Annotated in this window: 12 protein-coding genes; 4 read left to right on the top strand and 8 right to left on the bottom strand. The window is 47.7% G+C overall.

Translation table 11 applies throughout. From position 1 onward, the window contains the following. Nucleotides 1–58 precede the first annotated feature (58 nt). From AM1_RS24390 to AM1_RS24360, 7 genes are all read right to left on the bottom strand, one after another. Nucleotides 59–1,399 (bottom strand): adenylosuccinate synthase, encoded by a 1,341-nt coding sequence (locus AM1_RS24390; protein ID WP_012165584.1) that lies wholly within the window; start codon nucleotides 1,397–1,399, stop codon nucleotides 59–61. 169 nt (nucleotides 1,400–1,568) lie between these two features. Next, nucleotides 1,569–2,321, bottom strand: coding sequence for a BMC domain-containing protein (locus AM1_RS24385; RefSeq protein WP_012165583.1), 753 nt, complete (start codon nucleotides 2,319–2,321; stop codon nucleotides 1,569–1,571). A gap of 91 nt (nucleotides 2,322–2,412) precedes the next feature. After that, entirely contained in the window at nucleotides 2,413–2,973 is a 561-nt protein-coding gene (locus tag AM1_RS24380; protein WP_012165582.1) for an acyltransferase, read from the bottom strand. A gap of 72 nt (nucleotides 2,974–3,045) precedes the next feature. Beyond that, the gene (locus AM1_RS24375; RefSeq protein WP_012165581.1) at nucleotides 3,046–5,457 is read right to left on the bottom strand and encodes a ribulose bisphosphate carboxylase small subunit; all 2,412 of its coding nucleotides are present in this window, start codon (nucleotides 5,455–5,457) and stop codon (nucleotides 3,046–3,048) included. 221 nt (nucleotides 5,458–5,678) lie between these two features. Beyond that, nucleotides 5,679–5,966, bottom strand: a complete 288-nt coding sequence (locus AM1_RS24370; RefSeq protein WP_010469376.1) for a EutN/CcmL family microcompartment protein — start codon at nucleotides 5,964–5,966, stop codon at nucleotides 5,679–5,681. 12 nt (nucleotides 5,967–5,978) lie between these two features. Further along, nucleotides 5,979–6,326, bottom strand: a complete 348-nt coding sequence (locus AM1_RS24365) for a carbon dioxide-concentrating mechanism protein CcmK (protein ID WP_010469378.1) — start codon at nucleotides 6,324–6,326, stop codon at nucleotides 5,979–5,981. Between the two features lie 108 nt (nucleotides 6,327–6,434). After that, complete coding sequence (locus AM1_RS24360) at nucleotides 6,435–6,743, bottom strand: carbon dioxide-concentrating mechanism protein CcmK (protein WP_010469380.1); 309 nt, start codon at nucleotides 6,741–6,743, stop codon at nucleotides 6,435–6,437. Between the two features lie 734 nt (nucleotides 6,744–7,477). On the opposite strand from AM1_RS24360, the gene AM1_RS24350 reads away from it, so the two are divergent. Genes AM1_RS24350 through AM1_RS24340 form a run of 3 tightly spaced genes read left to right on the top strand, consistent with a single transcriptional unit; the run spans nucleotide 7,478 to nucleotide 12,197 of the window. Then, nucleotides 7,478–9,376 (top strand): NAD(P)H-quinone oxidoreductase subunit F, encoded by a 1,899-nt coding sequence (locus tag AM1_RS24350; RefSeq protein WP_063710568.1) that lies wholly within the window; start codon nucleotides 7,478–7,480, stop codon nucleotides 9,374–9,376. A 48-nt stretch (nucleotides 9,377–9,424) separates the two neighbouring features. Next, nucleotides 9,425–11,014, top strand: coding sequence for an NADH-quinone oxidoreductase subunit M (locus AM1_RS24345; protein WP_012165579.1), 1,590 nt, complete (start codon nucleotides 9,425–9,427; stop codon nucleotides 11,012–11,014). A 49-nt stretch (nucleotides 11,015–11,063) separates the two neighbouring features. Continuing rightward, a complete protein-coding gene (locus AM1_RS24340; RefSeq protein ID WP_012165578.1) occupies nucleotides 11,064–12,197 on the top strand; it encodes a CO2 hydration protein in 1,134 nt (377 codons plus the stop codon). 143 nt (nucleotides 12,198–12,340) lie between these two features. On the opposite strand, the gene AM1_RS24335 is transcribed toward AM1_RS24340, so the two are convergent. Then, a complete protein-coding gene (locus AM1_RS24335) occupies nucleotides 12,341–12,598 on the bottom strand; it encodes a DUF3146 family protein (RefSeq protein WP_012165577.1) in 258 nt (85 codons plus the stop codon). Between the two features lie 198 nt (nucleotides 12,599–12,796). On the opposite strand from AM1_RS24335, the gene AM1_RS24330 reads away from it, so the two are divergent. Next, nucleotides 12,797–14,086 carry a hypothetical protein gene (locus AM1_RS24330; protein WP_012165576.1) on the top strand — a complete coding sequence of 430 codons (1,290 nt, stop codon included), beginning with the start codon at nucleotides 12,797–12,799 and terminating at the stop codon, nucleotides 14,084–14,086. Nucleotides 14,087–14,088 lie beyond the last annotated feature (2 nt).

Raw genomic sequence — 14,088 nt, 5'->3', positions numbered from 1 at the left:
AGCTACAAAGTCTAGAGGGAATAAAGCGATATGACTTAGGTTAGTTTTGGAAAACGGCCTAAGCAGACATGGCTTGGGATTCCCCATTGGAATAGAGCAAGGCTCGCTTCGGTCCATGAATGGGATCTTCAACGATAATGGTCTCGTCCCGCTCAGCCCCTAATGACACAATCGCAATCGGGACTTCAACAATGCTAGCTAAAAACTTCAGGTAGTCTAGGGCTTTGGGGGGTAAGTCTTCCAAAGTGCGGCAATGAATCGTGGATTGTTTCCAGCCCGGTAGGGTTTTATACACGGGGTTGCAGCGAGAAAACTGGCGAGCATTAGTGGGAAAGTCCTTCGACTCGTGGCCATCAATTTCATAGGCCACGCAAACTTTAATTTCATCCACCTCGTCTAAGATGTCGAGCTTGGTTACCGCTAGACAGTCCAGACCGTTAATGCGAACGGCATAGCGACCAATCACAGCATCAAACCAGCCGCAGCGCCGCCGCCGTCCAGTGGTTGTTCCAAATTCAGCACCTCGCTCACAGAGGGCAACTCCCATCTCATCATGGAGTTCGGTAGGGAAGGGCCCCTCACCCACTCGAGTGGTATAGGCTTTGGCGACGCCGATGACTCGATCAATCATCGTGGGGCCAACCCCTGTTCCCACACAAGCGCCTCCGGCTACTGGATTGGAAGAAGTTACATAGGGATAGGTGCCATGATCCAAATCGAGTAACGTGCCCTGGGCACCTTCAAACAGGATATTCCGGTGCTGCTGATAGGCATCGTAGATTTTTAAGGAACAGTCGGCAACGAAGGGGCGCAGACGATCCGCATAGACTTGATACTCAGCAATCACCTCTTCTGGATCTAAATGAGGCAGATTATAGAGTTTTTCGAGAATGACGTTTTTATAGTTAACGGTCCACCGTAGCTGCTTCTTCATGCCCTCAGGATCCATCAGATCCAGGATACGGATGCCGGTTCGCTCGGACTTATCAGCATAGGTGGGACCAATCCCTCTGCCCGTGGTGCCGATCTTATGGTCACCTCGGCGCTCTTCAGAGGCCTGATCTATCATCCGATGATAGGGCATCGTCACATGAGCCGACTCGGAGATAAACAGATGGCTGGTGCTGACCCCCAGCTTATCTAACATATCCAGCTCTTCGATCAGAACTTTCGGGTCAATAACGGTTCCAGAGCCGATGATGCAATCGGTGTTGGGGTAGAGAATGCCGGAAGGAATCAAATGTAACTTAAAGGTCTGGTCATTAACGACGACGGTATGGCCAGCGTTCACTCCGCCTTGATACCGAACTACCACATCTGCTGAACGACTCAGCAAATCGGTTATTTTGCCCTTTCCTTCATCGCCCCACTGAGCACCAATTACAACTACGTTAGCCAAGGGATTATTTAAAAAACAACGATTTAACAAACAACAATTATCGGTAGTGGGGGAGACTTCTGTCAATCTCACTGTCAGAATCTCTCCCGACTCCTGAGGGATAATCTTGCCTGAAGTTACAGATTTATATTGCCCAAAACCTACGAATATTCATGCTTCAGACCTAAGTTCAAGTCTCGGGCTCTTGCTCAATCGACCGGGAGAGTTGTTCTAGGTTCTCTAGAGGAACCAATTCTTTTTCCTTCTCTTTTACCTTATTAGAGAAGAGGAGGGGTAGGGGTTTTTCGATCCAGCAGCTGGCCACGGGAAGCATGGCTTCCAAATCATCCATCACCCGAGGAATCACCATGACTGAATTAAGCTCGCCGATCCGTTCTGCCTCAAACATGCCTGCTTCAATGGCGACCGCAACATTGGCAACGGACCCCCGGACCATGGCGGTACATAGTCCTGCGCCAATGGTTTCATAGGCCGAGAGTTGGACATTGGCCGATTTGAGCATGGCATCAGCTGCCCCCACCATGGCGGGGAAGCCTCGGGTTTCCAGCAGCCCTATGGATTGGTTGCTCAAGCGAGAATAGCCCCGTTGTTGCTGGGCGATTTCGACCAGATGACTACCGATGGGAAAGACGGCTTCCAAATTGGGCATGGGGCGGGCAATCACCAGTTTAGAGACGGTTTGCCCAAGTTTTTCGGCTAAGCGACTACCTTCTTCTACCGCCAGCCGTACGTCCGCAATATTGCCACGCACAATCACTGTGCACAGCCCACTACCGATTTTTTCATAGCCCACCAAGGTTACTTCCGCAGCCTTGAGCATTGCATCTGCAGTTCCTACAATCGCTGGAAAACTGGGAGTAGACAACAAACCCAAGGCGCTATCGGGTCTGCGTTTCCGTTTTAATTTGGATGCAGGAATCATATCGATGATCAATACCTAGGCGGAGACGTTGAACCCAAAACCTCTAGTTAGTCTCGTTCAGTTTAACAATAACCGCAATAGCCCATTCGCATCAGGGGTATGGAGAGGAATTACGAGCAAATAAAACCTGCAGCATTTGGGTTACATAGGCTCGTCCAATCACATGGGATTGCCTTTGTGGAGGACTCGCAGGGGTAGGATTCGGGATCGGTGGAGGACTACTGGGCCAAGCTGTATTGACCGGAGTGGATGGCAGTGAATCATCGAACGGTGACCTGTTTGGAGACTCGTCAATGGTCGATCGGCTGGCATCCCCCATAAGTGAACCCTCCGGAATAACCTGTTGGGTCACAATATCGGTATTGATGATGGTGGTGCAATCGCCAATACAGGCATTTACACCAATGGTTGCCTTGCCCAGAACCAAAACTCCCGCCCCCAGGACAGCATTACTCTCAACGGTAATTGTTCCGTCAAATGCTTGAATAACAGCTCCGATGCCGATACAAGCGCTGGCGCCAATCACAATTTTGCTTTGGGGGGCAGCCTGCAAGATCACACCAGGAGCGATTTTGGCGTGGGGATGGATCGTAACATCCCCAATCACACAAAATTGCGAGGTGCTAACCGGTTGCGGGGGGGAAAGTTGCATCAGCAATGAACCTTAGGCTCTTAGGCTAAGAGTGACAAGATCGTTCAGACTAAGACCTTTGTGACATGGCATCTAGTGCGCTGCCACGGGCTTTTGAATCACGGATTCTAAGACGCGTCGCTTGGCATTGGTATCAATACCAATTAAGCGGACATATTCTTTTTGGTGGTCGGCCATGCAGGATTCTAATGCAGCAATCACCTGGGATTCTTGCTGGGTTTTAATGGGAGGACAGCTTTGCCAAGAACTGGTTTGGAACCGACGTTTATCCGCATATTCTGTGCTAATTCGGTAGCCTTGGGCTAGAAGTGATCGCACTTGCGCTACGGTATCAGCATCTAAGCTACCACCATTGCGGGGGCTAAATCCACGTCCTCGAGAGCTTTTAGCCGCCGGCGCTTGATAAGAGCGAGAACTTGACGTCTTCACTGATGATGAAGTCGCAGTTGATCCACCAGGACGTTGAATAATCGTTTCAGACATCCGTCTCTTGGCCCGCTTGTCGATGCCAATCAGACGAACATAGTCATTGGGATGTTCGGCCATACAGGCTTCGACGCCAGCAATCACCTGAGATTCTTGCTGTGAAGCAATGGGGGTGCAGCTTTGCCAGGAACTGGTTTGGAAGCGACGTTTGTCTGCATATTCAGTGCCAATTCGATAGCCTTGGGCTAAGAGAGAGCGAATCTGATTCACAACCGTTCCATCTAGGCCAGCCGAAGGGGCAGGACGGTAGCTTGAACTATTACTTTCGACTTTGCTGGAATAGCTAGAGCTGGAGCTTGCCGGTCTCGCTTTAGGGGCTGATGGACTGGCTTTACTATTGCTATCTGGACGCTGAATGATGACTTCTAGGACTCGGCGTTTGGCTTTCGGGTCAATCCCGATAAGGCGAACATAGTTGCCGGGATGTTCTGCAATACAGCTTTCTAAAGCGGCAATGACTTGAGATTCTTGCTGGGAATTGATGGGTGTGCAGCTTTGCCAGGAACTGGTTTGGAAGCGGCGCTTGTCTGCATACTCATAACCGACTCGATAACCTTGGGCCAGAAGAGAGCGGACTTGGGCAATGGCATCCGCCCCTAAACCTGTGCTAGTCCCACTATTAGGACTGCTGCTGGCATAACTCGGACTGGCATAACTGCTGCTTGAGGATGAAGTAGAAGCAGGCCGAGAAGCTTTAGGGGCTGCTTTAGGCTTGTCGCTAGGACGTTGAATAATTGCTTCAAACACCCTTTGCTTGGCTTGGGTATCAATGCCCAGCATGCGGACATATTCCCCTTGATGCTCAACGATACAAGCTTCCAATGCTGCAACCACTTGGGATTCCTGCTGCGAGGCAATGGGGGAGCAGCTTTGCCAAGAGCTCGTTTGAAAACGACGAGCATCGGCATGTTCGGTGCCAATCCGGTAGCCTTGACCTAGGAGGGAGCGCACATGGGCAATGGTTTCTGCATCAATGTTGCCGCTGCTGCTGATATGGCTAGTGGTGTAATTTTTAATCGTCTTCGTCACAGAACTGATAGAGGCCGATTTCACCGGACCATCTGGACGTTGAATAATGGTTTCCAGCACCCGCTGTCTGGCTTGGGTATCAATCCCAATTAACCGGACATATTCCCCTTGATGCTCCGACATGCAAGATTCTATCCCAGCCAATACTTGCGATTCATTGGTACTAGTAATGGATGGACAGCTTTGCCAAGAGCTGGTTTGGAAGCGGCGTTTGTCGGCATGTTCACTGCCAATTCGATATCCTTGTGCCAGGAGTGACCGAACTTGACTCACAATTGCAGCATCTAGGGTGGTATGGTTCATTGGCTTGGTATCAGTAGTAAAACGGTGTGATTGAGAATGGCCGATGTTGGCTCGGGCCGGTCGAATAGAGGTTTTAGTGCTAGCCCCAGAAATTTCACTTTTTAGGGCCTCATTTACATGAATGATTTGCTGAGTGAATTTGCGATCGCTTTCCAATACATCAGGTAGAAGATTGGCCTGCTCTTGTTTCGTAATTACGGCACCAGAAGGCACATACTTGCCAGGTGGAATTTCTACTCCCTGAATTAACGCGTGCATCATAATCACGCAGTTATCACCCACCTTGGCGTTAAAGACTGTCGAGCGAAAGCCAATAAAACAGTTGTCACCGATAAAGGCAGGCCCATGTATAAGGGCCATATGGGTGACGCAACTGTTATTGCCAATCCAAACGGCATAATTCTGGCCATCCTTACCGCGAACTTGCCCTGGTTCAATGGCGTGGATGACTGCTCCATCTTGGATATTAACGTTGTCGCCGATGTGAAAGGGAAGTCCTTGATCGGCCTGAATCGTACTTCCAGGCGCAATCAGTGCATTTGCGCCCACGTGAACATCACCCATTACTTTTGCAAATGAGTGAACATAGGCAGAAGAACTTACCCTTGGATCGGGTAGATTCCCTGCCTGCATAGATGCTGATGTTGATGGGCTATGGATTACCATAATGACGAACTCCCCTACACAAAACGCGATCGCGAGTGAGTAGTGACAAAAGAAGTGAAGGCTAATTAGGTTTAGGAATCAAGCTCATTACCTCAGGAACTTAATGGTCCAAATAGCCTAAGGAGTCAGCTAGGATGCCGATAATCTTACGTAAGGTTTCAAGCAATCACACCTCCTAGAAGGTTGGGAAAAATATCCAAACATCGGAATTGATGACTGAATCACTTACTGTAAATACGTCCCCCTGAGACTGAGACAGTATCAATGATGGCAATAACTAGGGCATCTAATGGCCGTCGTTCATATTCAGGCATTTGCCTGGCTGCACTACCTTGAGTAATTAATACCCACTCATCAACCCCTGCGCCTACACAGTCAGCAGCTACATCATATTCAGGAAGTAATTGACCTTCATGATCGACTCGCTGTACCAACAAGAACTTGGTGCCCTGGAGGCTGTGAGCTTTTTGGGTACTAACTACGGTACCTAGAACTTTTGCGATTCTCACTCAGATCTGTGACTAGGATTTACGAATAGGTAGTGCACGGGGCCCACTAACACTCTCGCGGAATTGCTCAACTTCCTCGGTGTAGCGCATGGGCAACACATACTCCAGGTTTTCATGAGGACGAGCGATGATGTGAGTAGACAAAACCTGTCCACCATTCACACGTTTGACAGACTCAGTTCCAGCGGCAACCGACGCCTGAACTTCTGAAACGTCGCCCCGAACAATAACCGTAACCCGACCACTCCCAATCTTCTCGTAACCGACTAAGGTGACACGAGCCGCTTTGACCATGGCATCAGCAGCTTCGACCACTGCTGGGAAGCCGAGGGTTTCCACCATCCCAACTGCTATCGACATAGTTTATAACTCCATTCTCTCGCTTTACGAATGATGTCTTGCCCAAAAAAGGCAAGACTTCTATGAACTCAATCTGGGTAAATATTCACACCTAATGATTGGTCGCAGTTACGTTCGGAATTGCTCTACTTCTTCCGTGTAACTCATCGGTAGTACATACTCAAGGTTCTCATGAGGACGAGCAATGATGTGAGTTGAAAGAACCTCTCCCCCATTTACTCTTCGGACTGATTCTGTTCCGGCGGCAACCGAAGCCTGAACCTCAGAAACATCTCCTCTTACAATCACTGTGACGCGGCCGCTACCAATCTTCTCGTAGCCCACCAGCGTTACACGAGCTGCCTTCACCATCGCATCTGCAGCTTCTACCACAGCAGGAAAACCTTTCGTCTCAATCATCCCAACCGCAATTGGCATTGCCACATCTCCTGTTATTGAACACTAAATATTAGTAGGTAATTTTGCTACCCAAAAATTCTTACATGAAAGCCAGTAAACAGCTTTATTTGGAAGCACTTTCAAGCTTGCAGAACTCAGCATATAGACCCGGGATCAGCTTTGTCAATATAAACGTGGATTATTTATTCAAATTGAATCAATAAATAAAACTGATAGTGAATTGAACTTTAGCTATGAATGCGCCGCGACATTTCATTCGAAATACTGAAGTTTAAGATATCTGTCTGTAGGGTATTGAAGAAAATCAATGGATGGCCAGCAACCCTGAAAAAGCCCATAACAGCTAAATCGAGAGGACATAGACTGCACTATTACTGCGATGTGAAAAAGGTACAAATGAGGAGGGTTCTTTTCCGAAAAAGCGGCCCGTTTATTGCTAAAAAGGGAAGATATTTATTTATTTATATCTATTTAGACTATTGAATAAAATATATTTATTGACATTTACCATATTTTGATACGATGAATCATATATGAAAAATAAATCAATAATAGTCATAAATTAGAAACAATTGTTATAAAGAGTTTTTTCTGCTTATTTTTCTACTTCCACTTCAGAAAAAAAAGTTATGAGTTTCGAGAATAATTTTTATCTGAAATTTCTGACTGTATTGAGCAGATAAAGATTTACAGTTTTAAGTTAGTTGTCAGTCTATCAACAACCATTGCAAACCCTAATTGACTAAGTCGTGCTGTCGCAATTTCTTCTTGAACATATCTGGTGGGTTCCCTTTTTTGGATTACTAGGAGCTCTTTTCTCGCTCCCCTGGTCCTTGGGATTAATCCGGCGAAGTGGGCCCCGCCCAGTCGCTTATTTCAACATTTTGATGACGTTGTTAAGTTGCTTGCATGGCACGATTGTTTTCAAGCAAGTTCTAGGCCAACCCCCTCAACAACTGGTCTATGAATGGCTGCAAGTTGCGGACTTAAATTTAACCTTTGCGATTGAAATTTCCCCTGTCAGTATTGGTGCCCTAGAACTGGTCACTTTTCTGAGCTTACTCACCCAAGTCTTTGCGATTGGCTATATGGACAAGGACTGGTCTGTCGCTCGTTTTTTTGGATTGATGGGCTTTTTCGAAGGAGCCCTTGCAGGTATCGCCATTAGCGACTCGCTGATTCTTAGCTATGCTTTGTTGGAAATGTTGACGTTTTCTAGCTACCTGTTGGTGGGCTTTTGGTATGCTCAGCCGCTGGTGGTCACGGCAGCTCGGGATGCTTTTCTGACCAAGCGAGTCGGTGACATTATCCTCTTAATGGGGTTAGTTGCTTTGACCAGCTATGGTGCTGGACTAACCTTTTCAGACCTGAGGGCCTGGAGTGAAGCCACTGCTTTACCTCCCCTAACGGATGCTTTGCTGGGATTGGCCTTAATTGCAGGCCCTACAGGGAATTGTGCTCAATTCCCTTTAAACCTCTGGCTGGATGAAGCCATGGAAGGGCCGAATCCTGCAGGGGTCATGCGGAACACTGCAGTTGTCTCCATCGGCGCTTACTTTCTGATTAAGCTGCAGCCTATTTTTAGCCTGTCTTTGATTGCTTCCGATACCTTACTGATTATTGGTGGCGTCACAGCGGTTGGCGCTTCCTTGATATCCATCGCTCAGGTGGATATCAAGCGAGCATTGTCCCATTCCACCAGTGCCTATTTGGGTTTGGTATTTATTGCCGTGGGCTTGGGGCAAGTAAACATTGCTCTATCATTGCTGCTCACCCATGCGATTGCAAAAGCGCTTCTCTTCTTCAGCATCAGTTCCGTCATTTTGGGCACGAATAGTCAGGACATGACGGAAATGGGAGGGCTGTGGTCGCGACTGCCTGCTACCACTACTGCCTTTGTCGTGGGCGCTGCCAGTTTAGTGGTGATTCTGCCGATGGGCTTTTTCCGAATGATGCAGCAATGGCTGACGGGCGGGTGGAATATGCCCGTTTGGCTGTTTGTTCTGTTGGTCTTTGTGAATACCACCAGCGCCATCAGTCTCACTCGGATTTTTCGGTTAATCTTTCTGGGGCAACGCCAACCTAAGACTCGACGGGTACCTGAAGTGCCCTGGCTGATGGCACTCCCGATGGTGACTATGACTGTGGCTGTGTTGGCTTTCCCACTGATGCCATTGAAATGGTCCCTGTGGCTCCATCCTCTTCCATCTGCTGTAGTCTTTAGTGAATATTCCATCCCTTACGGCCTCCCCATTATGGTGGCATCAGGTGTGCTCGGTGTTGTGATAGGCTCTGTGTTTGAACTGAGACGTTCTCTCTCTCGACCGACCACGTTTTATCTACGCTTTTTTCAGGATCTGTTGGCCTACGACTTTTACATCGAGCGGGTGTATGAATTCACTGTAGTTGCCATTGTTCGCCTTTCCTCTGAATTCACAACTTATCTAGATAAATATGTTGTTGATGGAATCGTTAATTTCGTAGGTAAAGCTACCTTGTTGAGTGGACAAGGTCTCAAATACGGGGTCTCTGGCCAATCTCAATCCTATTTGCTCACGATCATGATCGGCATCAGTGCCATTTTATGGCTACTGCTCAGGGATGATTGGTCTGCCATTGTTGGGTATTGGTCTGAACTCCTTAGTCAATAGCCCCACCATCTAATTTCTTCGCTTTAGTTAGGAGTTTGTCTTAACCCAATGCTCAGTGTCCTCGTATGGTTCCCCCTATTTGGAGTTCTGTTATTAGCACTTTTGCCCAAAAGCATTGATGCCAATAAATATGCTCGATCTGTAGCCTTAGTGGTGGCAGGTCTTGTATTTGTTTGGACAGTCTATATTGCGATTCTGTTCAATCCCAAGCAAGTGACCATGCAATTTGGGGAATTTATTCCCTGGATTAAAGCCATTGGTCTGAACTATCACCTAGCGGTGGATGGGTTATCTCTGCCCTTGCTTGGTCTCAATAGTCTCCTGACCTTTATCGCTATTTGGAGTACCGACCCAGAGGTCGAACGGCCCAGATTCTATTACGCCCTGATGCTTCTCCTGAACTCCAGTGTGGCAGGAGCATTCCTAGCGCAAGATGTTCTTCTCTTTTTCTTGTTCTATGAGTTAGAAATTATTCCTCTTTACTTCTTAATTGCCATTTGGGGGGGAGCTCGCCGATCCTACGCCGCCACTAAATTTCTGCTCTACACAGCCTTCTCTGGCATTGTTCTGCTTGCCACATTCCTAGGAATCGTCTGGTTGTCAGGTGCCTCTAGCTTTGCCTATGAACCGTTAAGAGCCATTATTGTGGGGGCCTCAGATACCCCGAGTGGCTTGACCTTAAAACTTCAGCTGATCTTGATGGTGGGGATTCTGCTGGGATTTGGCATCAAGATTCCTTTCTTCCCGTTACATACTTGGTTGCCTGACGCCCACGTAGAAGCTTCAACGCCTGTTTCCGTCCTTTTGGCTGGCGTGCTGCTGAAGTTAGGTACTTACGGCCTACTTCGTTATGGTGTGGGTCTTTTGCCTGATGCCTGGGTATATTTAGGCCCCTGGTTGGCCATCTGGGCTGCGGTGAGTGCTCTTTATGGGACCTCTTGCGCCATCTCACAACAGGATATGAAAAAGGTGGTGGCCTATGCTTCCATTGCCCACATGGCCTTTATCTTGCTGGCAGCAGCAGCTTCCACCGAACTGAGTATGATTGCCGCTGTCTGTCAGATGGTCAGTCACGGTTTGATTTCTGCTTTACTGTTCTTGCTCGTTGGGGTCGTTTATAAAAAGACAGGCAGCCGAGATATGTTTTTCCTCAGGGGCTTACTCAATCCTGAGCGAGGCTTACCCCTGATTGGTAGCATGATGATCCTAGGCGTCATGGCAAGTGCTGGAATTCCCGGCATGGTTGGTTTTATCTCTGAATTTCTCACTTTTAGAGGAAGCTACCCCATTTTCCCTGTGCAAACGCTAGTTTGCATGATAGCGACTGGATTGACGGCAGTTTACTTCCTATTAATGATTAATCGGGTCTTTTTTGGCCGTTTACCAGATGAGTTAGACCGTATTCCTACCGTTACATGGTCTGATCGGCTTCCGGCTGCAATTTTAGTGGCACTCATCTTTCTGCTAGGGATTCAACCCAACTTTATTGTGCGTTGGAGCGAAACTCAGATCGCTGCTTTGATTCCGTACAATCCTAGACCGCCTCAAATTATGATCACCAATATCCCCGATCAATCGATGGCAAATGCCTCTAGCTCTATCGTGGCCTCTAGCCCACAGATAGAAATTACTGAGTAGCTTTGAATTAGTTTCTGCAACTTGTTCCTCCTTATACCCCTCATCAGCTATGGTAAGCACGCCTCAAATAGAACCCTCTAAACACCAATTGGCAGAGTTCATTCATCGCTTAGAAGCGGGAGAAGCGCTGTTGAGAGATTCCCCGGAACATGTCCTGGAAGTGGTGGGTATTCTCAAAAGCTATGGCATTATTTTGGACGCCTATTCCAATAACCTAATCTATATTGCCGATCACCAATTTTTAGTTCTTTTCCCCCTATTTAAGTACTTTAATGGTGAGATCAATCCGAGCAAGGTTTTGAAATTTCTCTGGCATGACCGGATTAACTATGAATATGCTGAATATTGCATGAAAAGCATGTTCTGGCATGGAGGGGGCGGGTTAGATACTTATTTGGATTCTCCAGAGTTTTTAGAGGCGATTAAGCCAGTCATTAAAGCTAAGTTCAAACTCAATCCGTTGATGTTGGGCTTAGATAAGGTTTTCCCTGACTTTCTGCCTGAGCAAATCCGACAGTCGGCTTATTACAGCGGCTTGGGACAGTTTTGGCGGGTGATGAGTGATATCTTTATCGATCTCTCTGATCGATATGATGCTGGTGAAATCAAAACCATCCCGGAAGTGGTGGACCATATTTTGCAAGGGCTAGTCGCAGATGCAAGTCGGCCCATTACCTATACCGTCAATATCGGCGGTACAGATTATGACATTCTTCCCAAGTCTGCTAACTTAACCTTCTTGATGGATACGGCTGTTCCATATGTTGAGGCAGTTTTTTTTAGGGGAACGCCATTCCTGGGAACGGTTTCTTACAATGCCCAGGCATACCAAATTCCTATGTTCCAAGGTGACTTTGCCTATGGAGCGCTCTATGCGGATCCGCTGCCCATTGGCTGTTCAGGGATTCCGCCGACATTGTTAATGCAAGATATGCGTCACTATCTGCCTGACTACTTAACGGAGGTTTATCAAAAAAGTCTGCGGAAGGAAGAAGATTTGAGAATTCAAATTTGCGAGACATTCCAAAAATCAATGTTTTGCGTGACTACGGCTGCACTTCAGGGGCTAGCGCCCCATCCGTTGACCACTGATGATTTGGAAGAACAAAAAGCCAATCGCAAATATTTAGAGGGCTGGATGAATCGATTTACAAAATCTCGGATTCGACAGGCTAATGCCTAATCGACTTCTTGTTCCCTTACAGGCTGAGGTAACTATCAGCCTGTAAAGATGGATTAGGAGAATATCGAGGTTTTGAGGTTGGCTGAAAATGCGACCATGCTTCTCTTTGGTATGAGGAATAGCTCATTTGTTTGAGATTATGCCTAGATTTTGCAGCGGAGCGTAAAGGAATAATCACCACCGGGTTCTAACCGATAGTCCTGCTGCTCAAGGAATCGCCCCAATGGTTCTTTAATTAGAGCTCGGCCTAGGGAAGGGGTAACCTTTAACTCCCCTTGCCGGAAGCACCATTGAAACTGCCAGATATAATTGCTGGCAGCAACTTCGCCTTCAATTTGTCCCTGTTGCCAGGACTGGTGGGTAATGCGGACATGGGCAGTGGTTCGGGGAAGGGCACACACGAGCTAGGTCTGTTGGGTCTGGGGTTAAAGTTCAAGACTATTATCAATAAGTCTGGTATGACTGTCTACTGCGATACAGGGAAGCCGAACCTCAAACCGTACCTTTTGGCTAGAAGGGGTTTCTTATACTGAAAGAAGGGTGTCGAGAAGTAAACCATCCGTGCTGCATCATTTGGCAGCTCCTTTATGAGGTAGGTCATGCCCCTGAATTCCAAGATAATGACTGCCGTTGAGCAACTCAACTACAGAGTGACCGTTGGCGACGTTGCGACTCAGGCGGGTCTAGATATTGATCAAACAGAGCGAGGGTTGCTTGCTCTTGCTTCCGAAGTTTCTGGCAACCTTCAAGTCTCTGAAGCTGGAGATATTGCCTATCTGTTCCCCAAAAATTTCCGTTCAGTTCTTCGTAATAAATACTGGCGTCTGCGTTTTCAGGCCCTTTGGGACAAGATTTGGCCTGCTATTTTCTACCTGATTCGCATCTCTTTCGGGATCTTTCTGGTGTTGTCGATCGTACTGATCTTTGTTGCGATCGCAATCATCTTAATTGCCATGAGCAGCCAAGACGATCGTTCCGATAATCGTCGTTCCGGTAGTTTTATCCCCCGATTCTGGATTACCCCGGACTTGTTCTGGTTCTTTAATCCCAATCCTCGCTATCACCGACAGCATGTTCGTCGTCAACCGAAAGACCCGGATCAGATGAACTTCCTAGAAGCTATCTTTTCGTTCCTGTTTGGGGATGGTAATCCCAATGCCAATTTAGAGGATCGCCGCTGGCGGGAAATTGGGACAATCATTCGTACCAATGGAGGGGCGGTGACAGGAGAACAGCTCACGCCCTATTTGGAGGTGTCTGATCATCAGCGCGAGAACGAAGACTATGTGATTCCGGTATTGACGCATTTCGATGGTCGTCCCGAAGTCAGTCCCCAGGGAGAAATCATCTATCATTTTCCAACCCTGCAAACGACGGCGAAGGCCCGTCAACAGCGAGCGAGTTCCACCTACCTCCAAGAATATCCTTGGAAATTTAGCCAAGCTGGTTCAGGTCAAATCCTGTTAGCCATTGGTCTAGGAGGTTTAAATTTAGTTGGAGCCGCAGTGCTATGGTCTTTGCTACGGGATGGCACCATTGCGATTCAGCTCGGTGGATTAGTGGGGTTCGTCTATTCTATTTTTGGGGTCTTAGTGGCCTACGGTATCGGCTTCTTGGGAATTCCTCTGATCCGCTACTTTTGGATTCAAGGACGAAATAGCAAAATCAATGCGCGCAATCAGCAACGCCAGACTAGTGCCGTGACCCTGTCCCGACCGGATGCAGCGTTGCAACAAAAAATTGGCTATGCCCAGACTTTTGCGGCTCAGTCAGTGGTTTCGTCAGAGAATCTGGCCTACACCACTGAAAAAGACCTACTAGAACAGGAATATGAGCGTGCAGACGCCATTGATGCTGAATGGCAGCAGCGGTTGAATTCTACAGAATAGCG

The organism is Acaryochloris marina MBIC11017, from assembly GCF_000018105.1.
GTDB lineage: Bacteria > Cyanobacteriota > Cyanobacteriia > Thermosynechococcales > Thermosynechococcaceae > Acaryochloris > Acaryochloris marina.
The sequence above is the reverse complement of the archived record's forward strand: the minus strand, read 5'-3'. Positions and strand labels throughout refer to the sequence as shown.

Coding starts and splice junctions, on each gene's coding strand:
- AM1_RS24365 (WP_010469378.1), bottom strand. CDS start 6,326: ATGTCGATAGCAGTTGGGATGGTGGAAACCCTCGGCTTCCCAGCAGTG.
- AM1_RS24360 (WP_010469380.1), bottom strand. CDS start 6,743: ATGCCAATTGCGGTTGGGATGATTGAGACGAAAGGTTTTCCTGCTGTG.
- AM1_RS24385 (WP_012165583.1), bottom strand. CDS start 2,321: ATGATTCCTGCATCCAAATTAAAACGGAAACGCAGACCCGATAGCGCC.
- AM1_RS24345 (WP_012165579.1), top strand. CDS start 9,425: ATGCTCAGTGTCCTCGTATGGTTCCCCCTATTTGGAGTTCTGTTATTA.
- AM1_RS24330 (WP_012165576.1), top strand. CDS start 12,797: ATGCCCCTGAATTCCAAGATAATGACTGCCGTTGAGCAACTCAACTAC.
- AM1_RS24340 (WP_012165578.1), top strand. CDS start 11,064: ATGGTAAGCACGCCTCAAATAGAACCCTCTAAACACCAATTGGCAGAG.
- AM1_RS24380 (WP_012165582.1), bottom strand. CDS start 2,973: ATGCAACTTTCCCCCCCGCAACCGGTTAGCACCTCGCAATTTTGTGTG.
- AM1_RS24375 (WP_012165581.1), bottom strand. CDS start 5,457: ATGGTAATCCATAGCCCATCAACATCAGCATCTATGCAGGCAGGGAAT.